Raw genomic sequence first — 20,909 nt, forward strand, 5'->3', positions numbered from 1 at the left:
TATGTTAAAAGGTAAAACAGCACTCGTTACAGGTTCATCACGTGGGATTGGACGAGCGATCGCATTAGCATTAGCAGAAAAAGGGGCAAATATTGCTGTCAACTATGCTGGAAATGAAACAAAAGCAGAAGAGGTTGTCCAGGAATTAAAAGACCTAGGTGTAGAAGCAATTAAAATCCGTGCGAATGTAGCGGATGAACAAGATGTAAAAGCAATGATAAAAGAAGTGATAAAAACATTTGGCACACTCGATATTCTAGTAAACAACGCTGGGATTACGAGAGATAACTTATTAATGCGAATGAAAGTAGAAGAGTTTGATGATGTCATTGAAACAAATTTAAAAGGTGCTTTTCTTTGTACAAAAGCAGTAACAAGACAAATGATGAAACAACGTGCAGGAAAAATAATTAATATCGCATCCATTGTTGGGGTTAGTGGAAATGCAGGACAAGCAAATTATGTTGCTGCAAAAGCTGGGATGATTGGATTAACAAAATCAACAGCGAAAGAACTAGCATCCCGTAATATTCTCGTCAATGCGATTGCACCAGGATTTATTACGACAGATATGACAGATGTGTTAACAAATGAACAAAAGACTGCAATCCTATCAACCATTCCATTAGAAAAATTAGGAGAACCAGAAGATATTGCCAATGTTGTCTGTTTTCTAGCATCAGATGATGCAAAATATATAACTGGTCAAACGATTCATGTTGATGGTGGCATGGTTATGTAATAAAAGTATCACTAGTAATTTTAGTTGAATTCACATATACTATTGGAGGGAGGTGAAAGAGATGTCAGAAGTATTTGATCGCGTAAAAGAAATTATCGTTGAACAATTAGATGTAGAGGAATCAGAAATTACGATGGAAGCCTCTTTCAGAGATGATTTAGAAGCAGATTCATTGGACGTTGTTGAGCTTGTAATGGAATTAGAAGATGAGTTTGATTTAGAAATCGCTGATGAAGAAGCAGAAAACATTAATACTGTTGGTGATGCTGTTAACTATATTGAAGGCAAGCAATAATGAGCATGTGCACTTATGAATGACAGTATTATGTATAAAGTTGCTATTATATAAAATATTAGTAGTATACATAAGAGAACTTTGTAACTACCATGATTTTAAGTCTCGCATGTGCGGGACTTTTCCATTTTCTTTTAAAGGGGTGAGTAAATTGGACGTAAAGAAGTTTAAAAAAACATTATCGATCTCGTTTTCTAATGAAGAGCTATTAATTCAAGCTTTTACCCATTCATCATATGTGAATGAGCATCAAAATAGACATTTATCTGACAATGAACGTTTGGAATTTCTCGGAGATGCTGTACTAGAGTTAGCGGTTTCTGATTATTTATATAAACGGCATAAACAGATGAGTGAAGGTGAATTGACTAAATTAAGAGCGAATATTGTTTGTGAGGAATCTTTATATCACTTCGCTGAAATTTTAGGATTGAGTGAATATATTTTATTAGGTAGAGGAGAAGAACGAACAGGTGGTAGAAATAGACAAGCTTTACTTGCCGATGTGTTTGAAGCATTTCTAGGTGCGCTCTATTTAGACCAAGGCATGGCTGTTTGTCAATCGTTTCTAGAATGTCACGTGTTCCCTCATATTACTAGTGATGCTTTTTCGCATGTGATGGATTATAAAACAAAATTACAAGAGCTTATTCAAAAAGAAAAAGGAAACACATTAAAATATAAAATCGTTGAGGAAAAAGGACCTTCCCATGCGAAAGAGTTTAGTGCACAAGTGACGGTTAATAATAAAATAAATGCCATTGGAATCGGCCGTTCCAAAAAAGAGGCAGAACAATTTGCGGCTAAAAAAATGCTTGAACAATTAAAAAGGAACCATAAATAGATACAGTGCTCAAGTTGACTTTGGATTACCTGTTTGCTCTAAGCAGTCTGTTTACATCTAGACTCACCTACTATTTTCGTTACGTTTGTTGCTATTAACACGCACTTGAGATAAACTGCACAGTAACTTTTATAGTGAATGTGAATGTGTCTTACCGCTACGGAAATACACTCCGCCTTTTGAGACAACTGAAAAGGTTATAAAAAAATTGGGGATAGATTCGTATACTACCGCATCCTGAATATGCTTCGCTTTCCGTGGGCGGCTGTTGAGCCTCCTCACTCGCTTTGCTCGTTGTGTGGTCTCATCTAGGCCTTTCCTCCCGCAGGAGTCTACGCATATTCAGGCTGCTATAAATGTGCTTAATCATTATTTTTCCGATAATCACTTTGCAGTGGTCTCCTTGCTATCCAATAGGAATCTCCGTGTATTTCCTTCGCTGGGATGTGTAATAGAATAGTACGAGGCATTTGTTTTCACTATTCTGGTGGTTGTTTGGAGCGAAGGATCATTGACTCCTGTGGGAAAAGCGCGTGTCCGAAGACCCCGCAGAGTGGTTTTCTCGAGGAGGCTGAGGCCGTGCCCACGGAAAGCAATGGTCCGTAGCGGAAAACAACCTAGCAGTTACTGCACAGTTTCGTTCTTATATGAACAACATCTATTGATTGGAGAAGTAGCTTAACCAAGCGAACTGTTTGAACTCATTTTATTCGTGCGAAAGTTGAGTAAATAATAACAGTATAAATCAAAAAAATCGTTGAAAAGCTCCTTCTATTAAGAGAGAACTATCAATTCCAACGATTTTCAGGTTGTTTTTATTCACGTTTTTTTGCTTATACTTTTCGTACAGAGCGTAATTCATCCACAAATGCTTGTGTTTCAGCTGGACTTAAAGAGCCAGATGTAACGACATGATCATATAAAAATTTTAAATCATCATATTTATTTAAATCATAGTCTTTTTCATCTAATAGCATACGATTAGCGACACCTAGTTTGTCGACTAATTGTTCTAAAATGTATTTCAAGTTTTCCTGTGAAGGTTTATCTAAATTCATATCGGTTCCCCCGCAATTTAAAATATATATATATAAAATAACTTAAAATTAGTTTACAATGATATAGAACATAACACAAATATTTGTATGGAAATATTGATGAATGATTCATTTTTCCTATCCATATGCGTGAAGTTTAATAAGGAGAATGTTTATGTTTTTAAAGCGTTTAGAGACGGTTGGCTTTAAATCTTTTGCTGAACGTACAACGATAGAGTTTGTTCCAGGCGTAACGGCAGTAGTCGGTCCTAATGGAAGTGGAAAAAGTAATATTATTGATGCCATTCGTTGGGTGTTAGGGGAACAATCAGCAAAGTCATTGCGTGGTCAAAAAATGGAAGATATAATTTTTCAAGGTAGTGATACGAGAAACCCGCTAAATTTTGCAGAGGTGTCTTTAGTATTACATAATGAAGATAATGAATTACCAATTGATTACCATGAAGTGAATGTAACGAGACGTGTTTATCGTTCGGGTGAAAGTGAATTTTTTATTAATAAACAATCGTGTAGATTAAAAGATATCGTCGATTTATTTATGGATACTGGGCTCGGACGAGAGTCATTTTCTATTATTGGACAAGGAAGAATTGATGAAATTTTAAGTTCGAAAGCGGAAGAACGGCGTGCAATTTTTGAAGAAGCTGCAGGTGTTTTAAAATATAAACAACGAAAACATAAAGCAGAATTTAAACTGAAAGAAACAGCCGATAATTTAGATCGAGTGGAAGATATTATTCATGAAATTGAACAGCAAATCGAACCATTACAAGAACAAGCCGCAACGGCATTAAAGTATAAGGAAAAAAAAGGACATTTAGAAAAAGTAGAAATAGCTTTATTAGTGACTGAAATCGAACATCTTCATACAGAGTGGCAAGAACTCCTTCATAAAATAGAGGAAGAAAAATTGCTAGAAATAAAAGAAAAAACAGCGATTCAAGAACGCGAAGCAAATGTGACAAAAGATAGGCATTATCTGGAAGAGCTTGACCAGCAAATAACAACGTTACAAAATAAGTTATTAACAGCGACAGAACAACTTGAAAAATATGAAGGAAAACGAAATGTACTGATTGAGCGCTCGAAACATATGCAAGAAAATAAACAAAAACTAGTCCATGAACAACATGTCTTGGGAGAAAGATTGGCACAAACGAAAACGTCCTTAACGACTGAACGTGAGCAATTAAAACATGTAACAGAAACGGTTCAACAAGTGAAAACACAAATAAAACAACTAGAAAATAAACTTTTTCATGGACTTGATGCCGTAAAAGAAGAAATAGAAGATTTAAAATCAGATTACATCGAATATTTAAATGAGCAAGCTGTGCTACAAAATGAATTACAATCTACTGAAAAACAATTAACTCAAATAGATGGACAGAAACAACAACAAAGCGATTCACATAAAAGTTTTTTAGAAGAAGAAGAAAATTTTCTTCAAGAAAAACAGCAAATAGATGAAAAAATACAAATGAATCATGAAAAAGTTCAAAAGCAAGAGGATTACATTACGGAACTAAAGGAACATTTAGCGAGCGAACGTAATCAGTACGATGTGATGCAGCAAAAGCTGTATGAAGGAAATGAACATATCGCAAAATTAACATCAAGAAAAGAAATGTTAGTCGAAATGAAAGAGACTTTTCAAGGTTTTTTTTACGGGGTAAAAGAAATTTTACAAGCTAGTAAAGAAAATCGTTTGCAAGATATCGAAGGGGCGGTATTGGACTTAATACAAGTACCGACAAAATATATGACGGCAGTCGATACCATTTTAGGGGCACAAGCCCAATATGTTGTCGTTTCAAACGATATGGTGGCAAGAAATGTCATTCATTGGCTGAAAAAAGAAAATAAAGGTAGGGCAACCTTTTTACCATTACAATCGATTGAAACGAGAACAATTCCAGACCATTTGATCCGAACTGTGGAACAGCATGAAGGCTTTCTTGGCATTGCTGCAAACATTGTCCAAACAGATAAAAAATATGACAAAGTAAAAGAACACCTGATGGGAAATGTCATTATTACGGATACTTTACAACATGCTAACGAAATTGCTCAAAAAACGAATAGACGTTTTCGGGTCGTTACACTTGATGGGGATGTTGTAAATCCGGGGGGATCGATGTCAGGTGGAGCTAAAAAGAAAACAAATCAATCCTTATTTTCACGAGAAAAGGAAATTACACTATTAGAAGAAAAACTTCATGAATTTGAAATGCGGCGAAATGATTTTTCCACTAAAGTTAATAAACAAAGGGAGAAAATCATGCAGCTTGAACATGAAGTTACTAAGGCAGAACAGGATTTGCAACAATGTAAAAACAACTTAGAAATAGTTCAAGCGAATGAGAGCGAGCTTGCGATAAAACTTAGAAGAGCAAAAGATAATTTAACGACTTATCATGTAGGTATGGAACAATTAGAGGAAGATAGAGCGCGTTATAAAAAACAAAAAGAGTCAATCGTTAAAAGATTAGAAACAATGAATACGAAAATAATGAATACGGAACAAACAATTGAAAGATTAACATATGAAGAACAAACCGTAAAAGATAATGAAAAAAATACAGAAAAGCAATTACATGAATTACAAATTACGGTTGCTGAAAGGGAGGAAAGAAGGAAAAACCATTTACATCGTATCGACGGTTTGCAGGAGCAATGTAACCAATTAGAAGCTGAAAATAACGAGATAACCGAACAAATGGAAGAAATAAAACAACTAGAACAATCGGCAAATAGGGAAGATGAATTAGGTGAACAGATCGAAAAATATAAACAGCTTCGTCATGATACGATGATGAAAATTGAACAACTACGAGCTGAACGTAAAAAGAAAATGCAGCTTACAGATGATGAGGAAACAGAAATAAGAGGATTATACAAAAATCACGAAAAGTTTGTCCAAACGATTCAAGAAAAAGAGGTACAAGCAAACCGGCTTGATGTAGCATTAGAAAACCGTCTATCCCTATTACAAACCGAATACGTAATGACCTATGAAAAGGCAGCTGAAATGTATGATAAGGTTGAGAATATAGAACGGGCGAAAGCAGAAGTTAAAACAATTAAACGCTCTATTGATCAATTAGGAACTGTTAATATCGGAGCGATTGAAGAATATGAGCGAATCAAGGAGCGATACACATTTTTATCCGAGCAACAAAATGACTTAATTGCTGCGAAAAATACCTTGCATACAGTTATACGGGAAATGGATGAAGAGATGACAGCACGGTTCAGCACAATGTTTGTTCAAATACAGTCCTCTTTTACGAATGTCTTTAAACAATTGTTTGGTGGTGGTCATGCTGAATTAACATTAACTGATCCAAATAATTTACTTGAGACAGGAATTGAAATCGTCGCTCGCCCTCCTGGGAAAAAATTACGTTCCCTTGGACTTCTATCAGGTGGGGAACGCGCCTTAACAGCGATTGCTTTATTATTTGCTATTTTACGTGCACGTCCCGTACCGTTTTGTATCCTTGATGAAGTGGATGCGGCACTAGATGAGGCAAATGTAGTTCGGTTTGGAAATTACTTAAAAACATTTAGTGAAGAATCACAATTTATTGTGATTACTCATCGAAAGGGAACAATGGAAGAAGCAGACGCTTTATATGGTGTCACCATGCAAGAACTTGGTGTATCACGCCTTGTTTCTGTAAGACTCGAAGACACATCAGACCTTGTGGAATCAACGTAAAGATTTAAGAAAGGAAGAAGGACATTGAGTTTTTTTAACAAACTTAAAAATCGTTTTATTAAAAATGAAGAAGAAACAGAAACATATAAAGAGGGGATGAAAAAAACTAGACAATCATTTACCGATAAAATAAATGATTTAATGGCACGATACCGTCAAGTTGACGAGGAGTTTTTTGAAGAGCTAGAAGAGGCGCTTATCATGTCCGATGTTGGTGTTTCCACTGTAATGGATTTAATTGATGAACTTAAATTTGAAGTGAAACGTCGTAATATAAAAGAAACGAATGAAGTAAAAGATGTCATCTCCGAAAAATTAGTAGAAATTTATTATCATGATGACGATGAAACGGTAGAACATATCAATATCCAGGAAAATGAGCTTACGGTGATTTTAGTCGTTGGTGTAAATGGAGTCGGAAAAACGACTTCGATTGGTAAATTAGCTGCCCAGTTAAAAAAGGAAGGAAAACATGTCGTTTTGGCTGCGGGTGATACGTTTAGGGCAGGAGCAATTGAACAATTAGAAGAATGGGGCAAACGAGCAGAGGTTGAAGTAATCAAGCAGTCAGCTGGAAGTGATCCTGCTGCAGTCATATTTGACGGCATTAAAGCAGCTAAATCAAGAAATGCAGATATATTAATTTGTGATACTGCTGGTCGTTTGCAAAATAAAGTAAATTTAATGAATGAATTAGCAAAGATTCATCGTATCATTGAGCGTGAAGTTCCAAATGCGCCACATGAAGTACTATTAGTATTAGATGCTACAACTGGCCAAAATGCGTTAAGCCAAGCGAAGACATTTTCAGATGCAACAAAAGTATCTGGCATTGTCCTAACGAAATTGGACGGAACTGCAAAAGGTGGAATCGTCCTTGCGATCCGAAATGAATTAAATATACCAGTTAAATTAGTTGGATTTGGGGAAGGAATTAATGATTTGAAAAAGTTTGATGCACATGCATTTGTATATGGATTATTTGCTGATATGCTGGAAGAAGATGAGGATCACCAATAGAATGCTTGTTTAGGTAGCTATGGAAAAGATTGTTACGATTAGAATGAAAAATGTATCATGCACTAAGCAAATCGAATACACGAAGGATTCGGTCGGCTAAAAGTAGCACGGTCCATGCGACCTACGCCAACACTAGCACGTCCTAGGACTCCGCTAAATGCTCGTCCCATCGAAAACATTTGTGGCAACGTATTACACCTGCGATTACTCGGTGCAATAAACATTGTGCGTCGGAGACCCCGCAGGAGCGTAGCACGCGAGAGGGCCCATCAGCTGTCTGTGGTAAGTGAAGTGTATTTGAAATGTGAACGAAGGAATCGGGCTATAAAAAAAGCCTTGATTAAAAAGGATGAAGACACGTGCTTGAAAAAACAACGAAAATTAATATGTTATATGATTTTTATCATGAGCTATTAACGAATAAACAAAAAGAATATATGGAACTGTACTACCGTGAAGATTATTCATTAGGAGAGATTTCGAACTTAAGGGACGTGTCAAGACAAGCTGTTTATGATAACATAAAAAGGACAGAACAATTACTACATTCTTACGAGGAAAAGCTTCATTTATATGAAAAATTTATGAAGCGGAATCAATTACTTACAACGCTACAACAATTAATAATAAACGGATCAGACACTACCGAAATAGTAAAGGTAATGGACAAATTACAGAAAATAGACTAGGAGGATACCTTCTATGGCATTTGAAGGACTTTCAAATCGTTTACAAGAAACGATCAAGAAAATCACTGGTAAAGGAAAAGTTAGCGAACAAGATGTAAAGACGATGGCACGAGAAGTTCGCCTTGCTCTATTAGAAGCAGATGTTAATTTTAAAGTTGTCAGAAGCTTTATCAACGACATAAAAGAACGTGCTATTGGGCAAGAAGTAATGGAAAGCTTAACACCAGGACAACAAGTCATTAAAATTGTCCAAGAAGAGTTGACAAATTTAATGGGTGGCGAACAAAGTAAAATTGCTGTAAGTGACAGACCACCAACAGTCATTATGATGTCCGGGTTACAAGGTGCAGGGAAAACGACAACGACAGGAAAACTCGCCAATTTATTACGAAAACAATACAATAAATCACCTCTGCTCGTTGCATGTGATATTTACCGACCAGCTGCAATTAAACAACTGCAAACACTCGGAAAGCAATTAGATATGCCTGTATTTGAAATGGGAACAGACGTAAGCCCTGTTGAAATAAGTAAAAAAGCGATCGAATACGCTAAACAAGAACATCATGATTATGTACTTATTGATACGGCGGGTCGCCTTCATGTTGATGATACGCTAATGCAAGAATTAGAAGATGTAAAAGCAGAAGTAAAACCGGATGAAATTTTTCTCGTCGTTGATGCGATGACAGGACAAGATGCGGTAAATGTTGCGGAAAGCTTCAATGAGCATTTAGATATTACAGGTGTTGTCTTAACGAAATTAGATGGTGATACTCGAGGTGGAGCAGCCTTATCCATTAAAGCTGTTACCGATACGCCAATCAAATTTATCGGGATGGGAGAAAAGCTAGACGAATTAGAAGAATTCCACCCAGAACGAATGGCTTCTCGTATTCTTGGTATGGGTGATGTGTTGACCTTAATTGAAAAGGCACAAGCGAATATTGATGAAAAACAAGCAAAAGAATTAGAAGAAAAAATGCGCACGATGTCCTTTACATTTGATGATTTTCTTGAACAAATGAGTCAAGTGAAACAAATGGGGCCTTTAGAAGACCTTCTTGCGATGATCCCGGGTGCCAATAAAATGAAAGGGATGAAAAATGTTCAATTTGATGAAAAGCAACTCATTTCTGTCGAAGCAATTATTCAATCGATGACGAAAGCAGAAAGACAAGATCCATCGCTTATGAATGCAAGTAGAAAGAAGCGAATTGCTAAAGGTTCAGGAACAAATGTCTCCCAAGTAAATAGACTATTAAAGCAGTTTAATGAGATGAAAAAAATGATGAAACAGATGACAAATATGCAAAAAGGGAAAAAAGGAAAAGGTTTTCAGCTACCTTTTATGTAACTGTCATGTAAAAATACTTTACAGACTAAATGAACCATGTTAAAATCATTTAGGTGTAATAGATTATTGGAGGTGCAAACAAATGGCAGTTAAAATTCGTTTAAAAAGAATGGGCGCAAAAAGAAAACCTTTTTACCGAATCGTAGTAGCAGATTCTCGTTCACCACGTGACGGTCGTTCGATTGAACAAATTGGAACATATAACCCAGTTTCAGATCCTGTATCGGTTAAAATCGACGAAGAAAAAGCGTTAGACTGGATGTCAAAAGGTGCAAAACCTAGTGATACTGTCCGTAACTTATTTTCTAAACAAGGTATAATGCAAAAGTTTCACGATGCGAAAAATCAAAAGTAAAGTAGAGTGATTTCATGAAGCTTTTAATTGAATCAATCGTGACTCCTTTAGTTGACCACCCTGAAGATATCGTTGTCGAAAAAAGGGAAGAAGCTAAAAAAATTGTTTATCATTTAACTGTAAATGACGAAGATGTTGGTAAGGTAATCGGAAAAAACGGAAGAATTGCAAAAGCAATTCGTACGATCGTTTATTCTTCAAAGCCGGAAACAAATAAACGTGTTTATCTCGACATCATGTAAGTACGATTTGGTGGGAAAAGGACTGCCTTTTCCCTTCCAATCTCGTCATTTTTTCATATGTGAGCCCCTATAAAATTAAACCTCAGTTGTATACATCAGATAGAAAAAATGGATCGTTTATATAAACCCCAATTATGTAACAATGAATCATAATAGATTGTTGTCTAATCCGTGTGCGTAGAATTCTTTTAAAGGATGGGGATTTAAATGCAAATAATGAAAAGAGTTCTCATAAAACAAGTTATTACTGAAAAGAGTAAAGAAGTACTAAGAGAACAATTTGCACGAGATAAAATACAATTAGAACGAGAGTGCCAACAGTTATTATTTGAACAACGTAAACTAAAGAATAAATTAGGCCCTTCCAAAACAGAAATTACAGAAAGATTCCAACAAGAAATTAAACATCGGAAAGATAAAATAATGGTGATAGATTTTAAAATGGAACAACTAGAACTACTTGAAATTGGTAGTGAAATTATTGAAAAAGAAGTCGACGGACTTGTCGATGTGAAAGTCGGCATGCGATGGGATGAGATTGTCGGCAAGAAATCAATCGTGATAGAAGATGATATAGTCATTAGAATTGATCATGAGTAAAAGGTGATAAAATGTTTATAGTCGGAAAAATTATTAATACACATGGCATTAAAGGAGAAGTAAAAGTAAAACGGATCACAGACTTTGCCGAACGCTTTGCAGTAGGTGAAGTAGTCTATGTTATCGATCAATCAAATTCATTTATTCCACTTACAATCGACGGATTTCGTACACAAAAAAATAATGATTTATTACATTTTGCTGGCTATGATTCGATTAACGATGTAGAGCAATTGAAAGGAATTAATCTACATATTAAAGAAGAACAACTTACGGACCTAGCAGAACATGAATACTATTACCATGAAATTATTAACTGTATTGTCGTAACTACAACGGGAGATGAATTAGGAGTGATTGATCATATTCTTTCTCCAGGTGCGAATGATGTTTGGGTTGTTAAGGAAAAAAGTGGAAAAGAGATTTTAATCCCATATATAGAAGATGTCGTGAAAGAGGTTGACATCAAAAATAAGAAAGTCATTATTGAATTAATGGAAGGATTAATAGAGTAATGCATATTGATATTTTAACATTATTTCCGGAAATGCTCGATGGGGCTTTTAATAGCTCTATTTTAAAAAGAGCATTGGATAAAGAAGAATTTCATTATAATCTAATTAATTTCCGTGATTTTTCAGCAAATAAGCATAAAAAAGTGGATGATTACCCATATGGCGGTGGTGCTGGTATGGTCTTAACTCCACAGCCGATCTTTGATGCGGTTCAATTTGCGAAAGAACAACGTCATTCGAAACCAAGAGTTATTTTAATGTGCCCACAGGGAGAAACATACACACAGAAAAAAGCAGAAGAACTAGCAAAAGAAGACCATCTTATTATGATATGTGGTCATTATGAAGGGTATGATGAACGAATTCGTAAGCATTTGGTTACCGACGAAATTTCTATTGGTGATTATGTATTAACGAGTGGTGAAATTGGTGCACTCGTCGTTGTTGATAGTGTCGTCAGACTTTTACCAAATGTTTTAGGAAATGTTGAATCTGCGAAACAAGATTCATTTTCAACTGGTTTACTTGAACACCCACATTATACGAGACCGGCAGATTATAATGGGATGAAAGTACCAGCTGTTTTACTTCAAGGTCACCATGCGGAAATTGATAAATGGCGTAAAAAAGAATCACTAAGACGAACATTTGAAAGAAGACCAGACTTAATGAATGAAACGACTTTAAGTGAAGCTGAATTACTATTGTTAAAGGAAATAAAAAGCGAAAAAAAATAAGATTTTAGTTGTTCCATTTTCATACTTATGATATATTATAAGATGTGCTTAAATCGTTAAGCTCGAAAACGATGTTCCGCTATCAAGCTATTTGGTAAGAGCATTAGTTTGGAAGGAGTGAATACCATGCAAAAATTAATTGCAGACATTACGAAAAATCAATTACGTACAGATCATCCTGATTTTCGTCCTGGTGACACAGTGCGTGTACACGCAAAGGTTGTTGAGGGAACGAGAGAAAGAATTCAGATTTTCGAAGGGATCGTCATTAAAAGACAAAATGGGGGAATCCATGAAACATTCACAGTAAGAAAAATTTCTTATGGTGTAGGTGTTGAGCGTACATTCCCACTTCATTCCCCACGTGTTGATAAAATTGAAGTTACTCGTAAAGGTATTGTACGTCGTGCTAAATTGTACTATATCCGTAAACTTCGTGGAAAAGCAGCACGTATTAAAGAAAGAATCTAATAGTATACGATTAAAAACAAAAACCTCTAAACAATTGTTTGGAGGTTTTTCACATTTTCAAAAAAAGAAAATCTTTGACGACCCAAATAGATTTGTTTTTTACATCTAAGAATTAACCTGCGCAGTTTATATCAAATGCGTGATAATAGCAACAAACGTAACGAAAAGAGCAGGTGGAGTCTAGATGTAAACAGACTCCTTAGAGCAAACAGTTAATCCAAGGTCAACTTGAGCACTGTATTTTCATCCAATTTCATTCTATGAAAGGTTTTTTGTCCCTTTTCACTCTCGAAAGTTGAGTTAAGATAACTTTTTGACTGGTTTTTTAGTAAGAAAAATATATAATCCGACAAGACTAATCCCAACAATGGCTAAACCGAGCAACACGCTTCCAGTAAAGCCAAACACTAAGTAGCCTATTCCAGCAATTCCTGCTGAAACTAACGCATATGGAAGCTGTGTCGTTACATGGTCAATATGATGACAACTTGAACCTGTTGATGAAAGAATCGTTGTATCAGAAATAGGAGAACAATGGTCACCGAACACAGCACCAGCAAGTACTGCAGCAAGCATAGGCAGGAGTAGATCGATTTCTGTTGCAGCAGCAATTTGCCCTGCAATTGGCATAAGTAAGGCAAAAGATCCCCAAGACGTGCCAGTAGCAAAGGCGATAAACCCAGCCATTAAAAAGACGATAAATGGAAGGAACCAAAAATGTAAGTTAGACTGATGGACAAGTTCGGCTAAATATAATCCTGTTCCAAGCTGACCAATAAGATCAGAAATTGCCCAAGCGAAGATTAAAATAGCAAATGCAGGGAGCATCGATTTTGCTCCAGTAATGACGGATTTTACAAAATGACTTTTTTCTACTTCCCCTTGTTTAAAATGGCGGATAAATAATAGAAACGTAGTGATCGTACCAACAATGCCCCCATATAATAACGATTTAGAAACATCTGCTTCTCCAAAAATGGTAATGAGATTTTTACTCTCTGTTACAGATTGACTCCCTGTCCAGTACATTAAACCAATCGTAGCAATAAAAAGAGCAGCTATCGGTATAACTAAATCACTCATTTTCCCTACCTTGCTTTCGTGTTGATTAGTATCATGACTATCTATTTCCTTCAATTGATGTTTTATCACTTCTCCTGTCTTTATCGCATGTTGTTCATGCATTCTCATCGCACCAAAATCAACTTTACTAATAATAATAACAAACATGGTACCAAGTGCTGCCCAAACATAAAAATTCATCGGAATAATCTTTAAAAAGCCCACAAGTTCTGATTGAGTTGTAATGTTATGTGTTACGAACACCGAACCGATTAAGCCGATGATATAAGCACCCCAGCTAGAAATAGGGGCAATCACACAAATAGGAGCGGCTGTAGAGTCGACAATATAGGCAAGTTTTGCCCTAGAAACACGATGCTGATCTGTCACAGGCCTTGCAATTTGACCAACAGTCAAGCTATTAAAATAATCATCTAAAAAAACGACGATCCCTAGTGTCATCGTCATTAACTGGGCACCAACACGTGTTTTTACTCGACGAATGATCCATTCGCCAAATGCTTTCGTTCCACCAAGTAAATGAACAAACGCAGTAATAATTCCAAGCATCAGCACAAAGAGTAAAATATAGATATTCCAAGTATTTAAACTACCATCAGCAACAAATACGCCCTTATATGCTTCCCATATGAGTAAAATTGAATCAATCATATGATAGTTCGTAATAAATAATGCCGCGGCAATAATTCCAACCCCTAAAGATAAAAGCACCCTTCTTGTCAGTAAAACTAATACGATTGCGAAAATAGGTGGTAATAATGACCAAGCTGTTTCAACCATTCAATATCCCTTCCTTTCTTATTGTTGGAATGAATTGCAAACAACTTTTTTATCACCTCCAATCGATAAAAATGAGTGTACACAAGCAGGAATAATTATTAGAATATTAAGAATAAAGAACTGTTAATTTATCTTATTATGGAGGGCACCGTCTCATGACAGATTTTCCTCTTTCTAGTTTGTAAGATCGTAGAATGCGATAGATCATCATATTATCTAAAACTTTCTTGCAACCAACACGGAATGGGAAAGATTATTGGGATTGAGCAAGTTGGCAGCACTTCCGTTAAGGACTTAGGATCAAAACCTATTATTGACATAATGGCTGGAGTAAAAGATTTAAGAGATGTAGACGAGTTTATTGGGTCACTAAGTCAGATAGGATATGAATTTGTACTTTCATAAGGAGTTCCTTTTTAGACGATTTTTTTAGAAAAGGACAGTGGAGAGCAGGCACACATCACTTTCATATTTATCAGTACCAGAGTGAGTATTGGAATAATAATATCCTATTCAGAGATTATTTAAGAAACTATCCAATAGTGCTTATTCATCAGTTAAAAGAGGACTTAGCTGAAAAGTACCATATGGATAGACTACTTTACGCCTCAGTTAAAGCTCCATTTATTGAAGCGATTATCAATAAAGCTAAAAATGAACTGAAGTGTTAACTCATTAAACGTATAAGGTATTACCGGACATCACAAGAAACATGTCTTTTTTATTCAAGAGGAGCTTGGCACTTCAAGATATTGTATACGAGGGAACAGTTAACGCAATCAAGGGGCTGTTTTGATTATAGGTGTCACAATCAATATATTGTGGTATAATAGGACTAGAAAACATATTTTACAAAAACCGTTCCATGCCATCAACATGGAACGGTGAGAGTAGACCAACCCTTTTCAAAGAGGGGATGGCACGTTAAGATGATAATCCCTCACGCGCTGGCTCAAGAGCAGGAGGGATTATTTTTTGTCTCGCTCGGACACGATAAATGCAATCAATGCGCCAAATGAAATCATCAGCGCTAACACATTCTCCATACCCAATGACACCACCTCCTCCTTTAGGAAATATCCTTAAAGAAAAAGTGTGCCACCCTCCCTCATAAGAAGCCAGTCTACTATTATTTTTTAGTATAACACAAACGAACATACGTTCATACATATAAACGGAAATTTATATGTAGGAATACATAAATTTGCTTATCTTTTAGATCATAGCGAGGAAAGCAAGGAAGAAATCTAACAGGAAAGAGTTCCCTCATTTTTCCTCATGTAAAATGATGATATAAGTATGGAAAAGAAGATAAATAAGAAAAAGTTAATATAAGTTGCTGCTGTTTGTGTTCTATGCATCACTTGTTTTTTCAATATTATCCATCATTATCCTGCAGGGACAGAAAGTAGTGCCGGCTTGGAAGTGTATGATTAGAGAAAATCCATAAGAAAGGGTATCCCTTTAACTTATCAAGTGATGACGATAGTAGAAGGTTGGGAAGAAATTTTCAAGAGAACCATTAACTATGTATGAAGAAGATGAGCAACAAATGGATGTCCTCTCTGTACAGCCATCATTTATTAATTGGAATGAGTTTAGAAACCAATGGAATGAAAATAGGTTTGATTGGTAAGTTCTTCATGAAACTCATAAAAGAATCTTTATATTTCTTTACTTGTCGGATGTACTAGGGTTGTAAAAATGGAGAGAAAGTATAAATAATTCATAAATTATTGGTAAAAAAACTATTGCTCCATTACAATTAAATATGTAGGCTAGCTGTAAACGGAGGGGAATAAATGTCGCAACAAATCTCAAATGGAAGATCTGATTGGTTTAAAGTATTTATCATCGCATTAATTTTTGCATTACTTGTCCGGAAATTTTTATTTTCCCCAATCATCGTTGATGGTCCCTCCATGCAACCAACCCTTTATGATCGTGACCAAATGATAGTGAATAAATTTATTTACCATATTACAAAACCAGAACGGTTTGATATCGTTATTTTCCATGCATCAGAGCAAAAAGATTTTATAAAACGGGTAATTGGTTTACCTGGTGAACATGTGATGGTAGAAGATAATATTCTTTATATAGATGGAAAAGAAGTCGAACAACCATTTCTTGAGCAACATGATGATACTCCTATCATATATCCAATTATTACGAATGATTTTACACTAGAGATGCTACCAGGTGGATATGATGAAATCCCAGAAGGCTATGTATTAGTTTTGGGAGATAATCGAAGTAATTCCACCGATAGTCGATCACTAGGACTGATTAGTATCGATCAAATAGTCGGTAAAACGAGTATCATTTATTGGCCGCTTCAGAGGATTCATTTTTTGAAAGATTAGGGGTGTTTCTCATTGATCCAATGGTTTCCAGGACATATGGCAAAAGCGAGAAGAGAGATTGAAGAAAATCTTAAATTAGTCGATGTTGTCATTGAACTTGTCGATGCTCGTGCGCCACATGCATCACAAAATCCAATGTTACAAGAGATTATTCAAAATAAACAGAAAGTTGTTTTGTTAATGAAACAGGATTTAGCCGATCCTGTTAAAACAAAAAAATGGATCACTTATTTTAATGAAAATGAAATAACTGCACTTGCGATCCATGTAAATAATAAAAATGATATCGCTAAAATAATAGAAGTCGTAAACAATAAAGGGTTGGAACAGCAAAAGAGGCTATTAAATAAAGGAGTACAACAAAGGGCAGTACGTGCATTAATTGCAGGGGTGCCAAATGTCGGAAAATCTACATTAATTAACAGGTTAGCCAATAAAAAAATTGCCAAAATTGGTGATCGTCCAGGGGTAACAAAAAAACAACAATGGATTAAAGTAAGGCAAAAGTTTGAGTTATTAGATACGCCAGGTATTTTATGGCCAAAATTTGAAGAACAATTAATTGGGATGAAATTAGCTGCGATCGGCACTATTAAATATGAGTTAGTTCCGACACAAGATGTTGCTGCGTTTGTGATCGATTTTTTGTTTGAACATGATCCAAATCAACTAGAAAAACGATACCGATTAACGGAACATGACGATATGTGGGATACGTTTGTTCATATTGGAAAACATCGTGGTGCATTAGAAAGTGGTGGACAAGTTAATTTTGATAAAGTAGCAGAATTTATTTTACAAGACTTTCGCACAGGGAAATTAGGAAGAATAACATTAGAAGTACCTGAATAAAGAGGCTGGGACAAAAGTGTTTTTATCAAAGATAAATCCGATAAGGTAGTGTGTGGTTCATCTTTAAATTTGATCACTTCGTTATGTCCCAGTCTCGTTTTTTCCATTTTAAAAATACTTAAATCATACCGATATATATAATAGGGAGAACAAAAGCATGAAAACAAAGCCAATACATACGATAAAAGAGCTTCTTGATCAAGATGAAATAGACGTAGAATTAATAAATGAACTACGGGAGGATAAACGTAAAGGCGTTCAGCGATTAATTACTATTTACGATAAAAAACAGCAAAAAAAAGCAACATTATTACATAATTTTCATCAAATGGATCAGTTTGATCAACAATTTTGTACATATGGTAAAGCAGGATTAGCCGGTGTAGATGAAGCAGGACGTGGTCCTTTAGCTGGTCCAGTAGTTGCCGCAGCTGTTATGTTGCCAGCTGGTTTTACATTGATTGGCTTAACGGATTCAAAACAATTAACAGAAACAGAGCGTAATATATTTTATGAAAGAATTACTGAACAAGCAATAAGTTACCATGTATCTATTTTACATAATAAAATTATTGATGAGATAAACATATTCCAAGCGACAAAAAGGGCAATGATTGAGGCATTGGTTAATTTGGAGCAAACTCCAACAATGGCACTCATTGACGCCGTAAAATTATCTGGTTTACCATTTCCGACAAAAGAAATAATCAAAGGGGATGAAAAGAGTGTGGCAATTGCCGCAGCGAGCGTGTTAGCAAAAGTTACTCGTGATCGTCTCATGGAAGAAATGGATGAAAAATATCCGATGTATGACTTTAAAAACAATAAAGGATACGGTACAAAAAAACATCTTCATGCATTAAAAAAATATGGTGCCACTCCTTATCATCGAAGAAGTTTTGGCCCAGTTATGCAGGCAATAACGAGTTAGGAGGGTAAGAATGACGGTATTAGGAATAGTGAGAGATAGACTTATACAGCCGGCAAATAATGGAGTGACTACTTTACGAGATGGTCAAATTGTTCAAGGGAAAATATTGAAAATATTCCCAAATAATCGTGCCGAAATTCAAATTGGTGCTCATAAATTAGTAGCGGAAATTACTACTCCATTAAGTGTTGGTAGAGGATATTTCTTTCAAGTGCAAGCAGCTGATAAATTAGTTCAATTAAAAGTGATTGGTGAACCTTTAAAGCAAGAAAATAGCCAAAATATAGTACATTTACTAACTCAGTTAGGGATAAAAGGGACGAAACTAAATAGTCAATTTATGCACGCTCTAATGAATGATAAAGTTTCATTTACCGAAGAGCAACTACAACAAGCAGTGCAAATGTTGGAGAAAGCTCCAAGTAAAACGGATGCAATGCAAGTGCTAAAAGAAATGATTGCTAACCGCTTGCCTATGACCAATACTATTTTTCAAGCACTTTCTTCCAATCAGCATACAACCATCTCGCCGTTATTACACCAACTAATAACAGAATTAAGGCAACTTCCTCATTTACAGGATTCACAACAAAAATTACTTACGCTTTTAGAAAGTATTGTTGAGAGGCCTTTATCTTCGGAATTACAATTAGTCAAACAAATGTTTGATGCCCCTCAACAAAGGGAAACAATTTTTACTCTTTTAAAGATGGCTGGAATTGTCGATATCAATCAGCAAGTATCTCGTTTGAATAATGCAGTTGGACAATTCCTTCAAGCTAATCGTAACCATATATCGGTTGAACAATTTTGGAATTCTTTCATTGGAAGGGAAATTTACAAGGAGTCAAGCATGTCACAGACAGTAGAGCAACCCATTAACTCGTTGAAAACTAATTTTCAGCATACGACAGGACAAAACATTGGCGAAAAAGAGGTAGGACAATTTTCTTCAGAGAGGAGCAATCAAATCCTACAAACATTTTCAACAATTGTAGTAAATGCCCGAGAAATACAAGCAATAGCCGCAAAAATAATTGGACTATTTCATCATCCATTGAAAACTAATACCATTTCAAGTGAACAATTAGCAACATGGAGAAACATGATAATGGATGAATTAATACCACTTTTACCTACTATTACAAAAGAAAAAATACGACCATTATTCCAACAAAATAAGATGGAGAATAACACGCAATTAATCCAATTATTACAAATGATGGCGAATAAAGAGACATACAAGATAGCACAAGATGTACTTTTAACTGAGACAAAAGAACATAATAGTTTATATGAGCCCTTACAAAGACAGTTCATTATCCATATAAACAATTATGTCCAATCAATTGGACTTCTCGATGAATCGCAGCTAAAAATGCACTTTTCCTCCATACTGGAGCAAGGAGAGACTATAGTAAATCATAAACAACCTGAAACAGTGAAATCGCTTCTCCTACAAATGATTCAGCAAGAAAATGTTGGTTCAAATGAACGAGTCCACCAACTTCTTCACTTCATTAATGGTATGCAGTTACAATCTGTGCAAGAATCGAATAATTTTCTTCATGCTGCTTTACAGATTCCAGGAGAAAAGCTTGGTTTACATAAAGATATTTTTATGCAATTTGAAGGGAAAAAAACGGAAAAAGATCAAATCGATCCAGACTATTGTCGAATTTTATTTGTCTTACATTTACACCATTTACAAGAAACAATTATCGACATGCATATACAGAAAAGAATAATTTCGGTCACAATTTTTAATGATATACACGATTTAACATATAATAATACTGATTTAAAAGAAACACTAGCTCACAATTTAAATAAGTTACATTATCATTTATCGACCATTACATGGAAGCCACTTCATGTACCCGAGCAAAATGAAACGATCAAGCAGCCCAAAAAAGACTTGAATAATCAAAAAGAAAGGTTTGATTTTTTCATATGAACGAACATAGAAAAAAAGCAGCTGCTTTATCCTATGATCAAACAGAAGGTGCACCACCTCGAGTTTCAGCCTTAGGGAAGGGACTTGTCGCAGAAACGATTATTGAAAGTGCTCAAGAACATCATATACCTGTATTAGAGGATCCATCATTAGTTGAATTGTTAGCTAATTTGAATGTGAATGAAACGATCCCTGAAGAATTATATGAAGCTGTTGCTGAGGTGTTCGCTTTTGTTTATCGGTTAGATCAAAAAATCGACAAATGATAAGGAATACGAATCAGTATAGATA

The 20,909-nt window shown here is 35.4% G+C and carries 22 protein-coding genes; 20 read left to right on the forward strand and 2 right to left on the reverse strand.

The features are described from left to right. Window position 1: 1 nt before the first annotated feature. The 3 genes from fabG (at window position 2) to rnc (ending at window position 1,881) form a co-directional block, all read left to right on the forward strand. Window positions 2-742 (forward strand): 3-oxoacyl-[acyl-carrier-protein] reductase, encoded by a 741-nt coding sequence (fabG, locus tag DFR56_RS05360; RefSeq protein WP_110394414.1) that lies wholly within the window; start codon window positions 2-4, stop codon window positions 740-742. 61 nt (window positions 743-803) lie between these two features. Next, entirely contained in the window at window positions 804-1,037 is a 234-nt protein-coding gene (gene acpP / locus DFR56_RS05365) for an acyl carrier protein (RefSeq protein WP_110394415.1), read from the forward strand. Between the two features lie 151 nt (window positions 1,038-1,188). Continuing rightward, the gene (gene rnc / locus DFR56_RS05370; protein ID WP_244916430.1) at window positions 1,189-1,881 is read left to right on the forward strand and encodes a ribonuclease III; all 693 of its coding nucleotides are present in this window, start codon (window positions 1,189-1,191) and stop codon (window positions 1,879-1,881) included. Between the two features lie 833 nt (window positions 1,882-2,714). Here the strand turns inward: rnc and DFR56_RS05375 are convergent. Beyond that, window positions 2,715-2,939 (reverse strand): DUF1128 domain-containing protein, encoded by a 225-nt coding sequence (locus tag DFR56_RS05375; RefSeq protein WP_110394417.1) that lies wholly within the window; start codon window positions 2,937-2,939, stop codon window positions 2,715-2,717. A 154-nt stretch (window positions 2,940-3,093) separates the two neighbouring features. Here DFR56_RS05375 and smc point away from each other — a divergent pair, with 154 nt between their 5' ends. From smc to rplS, 10 genes are all read left to right on the forward strand, one after another. Then, window positions 3,094-6,663 (forward strand): chromosome segregation protein SMC, encoded by a 3,570-nt coding sequence (smc, locus tag DFR56_RS05380; RefSeq protein WP_110394418.1) that lies wholly within the window; start codon window positions 3,094-3,096, stop codon window positions 6,661-6,663. 24 nt (window positions 6,664-6,687) lie between these two features. After that, on the forward strand, window positions 6,688-7,683 hold the full coding sequence (gene ftsY / locus DFR56_RS05385) for a signal recognition particle-docking protein FtsY (protein WP_110394419.1): 996 nt from the start codon (window positions 6,688-6,690) through the stop codon (window positions 7,681-7,683). A 386-nt stretch (window positions 7,684-8,069) separates the two neighbouring features. Then, window positions 8,070-8,372 carry a putative DNA-binding protein gene (locus tag DFR56_RS05390; RefSeq protein ID WP_242694738.1) on the forward strand — a complete coding sequence of 101 codons (303 nt, stop codon included), beginning with the start codon at window positions 8,070-8,072 and terminating at the stop codon, window positions 8,370-8,372. A gap of 13 nt (window positions 8,373-8,385) precedes the next feature. Continuing rightward, on the forward strand, window positions 8,386-9,729 hold the full coding sequence (gene ffh / locus DFR56_RS05395) for a signal recognition particle protein (RefSeq protein WP_110394421.1): 1,344 nt from the start codon (window positions 8,386-8,388) through the stop codon (window positions 9,727-9,729). A gap of 82 nt (window positions 9,730-9,811) precedes the next feature. Then, a complete protein-coding gene (rpsP, locus tag DFR56_RS05400; RefSeq protein ID WP_110394422.1) occupies window positions 9,812-10,084 on the forward strand; it encodes a 30S ribosomal protein S16 in 273 nt (90 codons plus the stop codon). A gap of 14 nt (window positions 10,085-10,098) precedes the next feature. Then, window positions 10,099-10,326, forward strand: a complete 228-nt coding sequence (locus tag DFR56_RS05405) for a KH domain-containing protein (RefSeq protein ID WP_110394423.1) — start codon at window positions 10,099-10,101, stop codon at window positions 10,324-10,326. A 207-nt stretch (window positions 10,327-10,533) separates the two neighbouring features. Continuing rightward, entirely contained in the window at window positions 10,534-10,926 is a 393-nt protein-coding gene (locus DFR56_RS05410; protein ID WP_110394424.1) for a YlqD family protein, read from the forward strand. A gap of 11 nt (window positions 10,927-10,937) precedes the next feature. Further along, window positions 10,938-11,441, forward strand: a complete 504-nt coding sequence (gene rimM, locus DFR56_RS05415) for a ribosome maturation factor RimM (RefSeq protein WP_110394425.1) — start codon at window positions 10,938-10,940, stop codon at window positions 11,439-11,441. After that, window positions 11,441-12,178, forward strand: a complete 738-nt coding sequence (gene trmD / locus DFR56_RS05420; RefSeq protein WP_110394426.1) for a tRNA (guanosine(37)-N1)-methyltransferase TrmD — start codon at window positions 11,441-11,443, stop codon at window positions 12,176-12,178. The genes rimM and trmD overlap by 1 nt, the downstream gene beginning before the upstream one ends. 126 nt (window positions 12,179-12,304) lie before the next feature. Then, complete coding sequence (rplS, locus tag DFR56_RS05425) at window positions 12,305-12,649, forward strand: 50S ribosomal protein L19 (RefSeq protein ID WP_110394427.1); 345 nt, start codon at window positions 12,305-12,307, stop codon at window positions 12,647-12,649. 300 nt (window positions 12,650-12,949) lie between these two features. Here rplS and DFR56_RS05430 read toward each other — a convergent pair whose 3' ends face one another. Then, the gene (locus DFR56_RS05430) at window positions 12,950-14,512 is read right to left on the reverse strand and encodes a Na+/H+ antiporter NhaC family protein (RefSeq protein ID WP_110394428.1); all 1,563 of its coding nucleotides are present in this window, start codon (window positions 14,510-14,512) and stop codon (window positions 12,950-12,952) included. Between the two features lie 243 nt (window positions 14,513-14,755). Between DFR56_RS05430 and DFR56_RS23675 the strand changes: the two genes are divergently transcribed. The 7 genes from DFR56_RS23675 to DFR56_RS05460 all read left to right on the forward strand — a co-directional run bounded on the left by DFR56_RS23675 (window position 14,756) and on the right by DFR56_RS05460 (window position 20,884). Beyond that, window positions 14,756-14,917 carry a GrpB family protein gene (locus tag DFR56_RS23675; protein WP_280523443.1) on the forward strand — a complete coding sequence of 54 codons (162 nt, stop codon included), beginning with the start codon at window positions 14,756-14,758 and terminating at the stop codon, window positions 14,915-14,917. Between the two features lie 65 nt (window positions 14,918-14,982). Further along, window positions 14,983-15,183, forward strand: a complete 201-nt coding sequence (locus DFR56_RS23680; protein WP_280523445.1) for a GrpB family protein — start codon at window positions 14,983-14,985, stop codon at window positions 15,181-15,183. A gap of 1,131 nt (window positions 15,184-16,314) precedes the next feature. Next, window positions 16,315-16,878 carry a signal peptidase I gene (gene lepB / locus DFR56_RS05440; protein WP_110394429.1) on the forward strand — a complete coding sequence of 188 codons (564 nt, stop codon included), beginning with the start codon at window positions 16,315-16,317 and terminating at the stop codon, window positions 16,876-16,878. Between the two features lie 12 nt (window positions 16,879-16,890). After that, window positions 16,891-17,730 (forward strand): ribosome biogenesis GTPase YlqF, encoded by an 840-nt coding sequence (gene ylqF, locus DFR56_RS05445; RefSeq protein WP_278250655.1) that lies wholly within the window; start codon window positions 16,891-16,893, stop codon window positions 17,728-17,730. 157 nt (window positions 17,731-17,887) lie between these two features. Then, window positions 17,888-18,661: a ribonuclease HII gene (locus tag DFR56_RS05450; protein ID WP_110394430.1), complete on the forward strand. Its 774-nt coding sequence runs from the start codon at window positions 17,888-17,890 to the stop codon at window positions 18,659-18,661. Between the two features lie 10 nt (window positions 18,662-18,671). Further along, complete coding sequence (locus DFR56_RS05455; RefSeq protein WP_110394431.1) at window positions 18,672-20,618, forward strand: hypothetical protein; 1,947 nt, start codon at window positions 18,672-18,674, stop codon at window positions 20,616-20,618. Continuing rightward, window positions 20,615-20,884, forward strand: coding sequence for an EscU/YscU/HrcU family type III secretion system export apparatus switch protein (locus DFR56_RS05460; protein ID WP_110394432.1), 270 nt, complete (start codon window positions 20,615-20,617; stop codon window positions 20,882-20,884). The genes DFR56_RS05455 and DFR56_RS05460 overlap by 4 nt, the downstream gene beginning before the upstream one ends. The last annotated feature ends 25 nt before the right edge of the window (window positions 20,885-20,909 follow it).

Source organism: Pseudogracilibacillus auburnensis, assembly GCF_003201975.1.
Lineage (GTDB): Bacteria > Bacillota > Bacilli > Bacillales > Amphibacillaceae > Pseudogracilibacillus > Pseudogracilibacillus auburnensis.

Excerpts from the sequence above, each read along its gene's own strand:
- rplS (WP_110394427.1), top strand. The coding sequence starts at position 12,305 with ATGCAAAAATTAATTGCAGACATTACGAAAAATCAATTACGTACAGAT.
- DFR56_RS05430 (WP_110394428.1), bottom strand. The coding sequence starts at position 14,512 with ATGGTTGAAACAGCTTGGTCATTATTACCACCTATTTTCGCAATCGTA.
- DFR56_RS05460 (WP_110394432.1), top strand. The coding sequence starts at position 20,615 with ATGAACGAACATAGAAAAAAAGCAGCTGCTTTATCCTATGATCAAACA.
- fabG (WP_110394414.1), top strand. The coding sequence starts at position 2 with ATGTTAAAAGGTAAAACAGCACTCGTTACAGGTTCATCACGTGGGATT.
- DFR56_RS05450 (WP_110394430.1), top strand. The coding sequence starts at position 17,888 with ATGAAAACAAAGCCAATACATACGATAAAAGAGCTTCTTGATCAAGAT.
- acpP (WP_110394415.1), top strand. The coding sequence starts at position 804 with ATGTCAGAAGTATTTGATCGCGTAAAAGAAATTATCGTTGAACAATTA.
- DFR56_RS05410 (WP_110394424.1), top strand. The coding sequence starts at position 10,534 with ATGCAAATAATGAAAAGAGTTCTCATAAAACAAGTTATTACTGAAAAG.
- rimM (WP_110394425.1), top strand. The coding sequence starts at position 10,938 with ATGTTTATAGTCGGAAAAATTATTAATACACATGGCATTAAAGGAGAA.
- smc (WP_110394418.1), top strand. The coding sequence starts at position 3,094 with ATGTTTTTAAAGCGTTTAGAGACGGTTGGCTTTAAATCTTTTGCTGAA.
- lepB (WP_110394429.1), top strand. The coding sequence starts at position 16,315 with ATGTCGCAACAAATCTCAAATGGAAGATCTGATTGGTTTAAAGTATTT.
- DFR56_RS23675 (WP_280523443.1), top strand. The coding sequence starts at position 14,756 with ATGGGAAAGATTATTGGGATTGAGCAAGTTGGCAGCACTTCCGTTAAG.
- DFR56_RS05390 (WP_242694738.1), top strand. The coding sequence starts at position 8,070 with ATGTTATATGATTTTTATCATGAGCTATTAACGAATAAACAAAAAGAA.
- ffh (WP_110394421.1), top strand. The coding sequence starts at position 8,386 with ATGGCATTTGAAGGACTTTCAAATCGTTTACAAGAAACGATCAAGAAA.
- trmD (WP_110394426.1), top strand. The coding sequence starts at position 11,441 with ATGCATATTGATATTTTAACATTATTTCCGGAAATGCTCGATGGGGCT.
- DFR56_RS05375 (WP_110394417.1), bottom strand. The coding sequence starts at position 2,939 with ATGAATTTAGATAAACCTTCACAGGAAAACTTGAAATACATTTTAGAA.
- DFR56_RS05455 (WP_110394431.1), top strand. The coding sequence starts at position 18,672 with ATGACGGTATTAGGAATAGTGAGAGATAGACTTATACAGCCGGCAAAT.
- rpsP (WP_110394422.1), top strand. The coding sequence starts at position 9,812 with ATGGCAGTTAAAATTCGTTTAAAAAGAATGGGCGCAAAAAGAAAACCT.
- DFR56_RS05405 (WP_110394423.1), top strand. The coding sequence starts at position 10,099 with ATGAAGCTTTTAATTGAATCAATCGTGACTCCTTTAGTTGACCACCCT.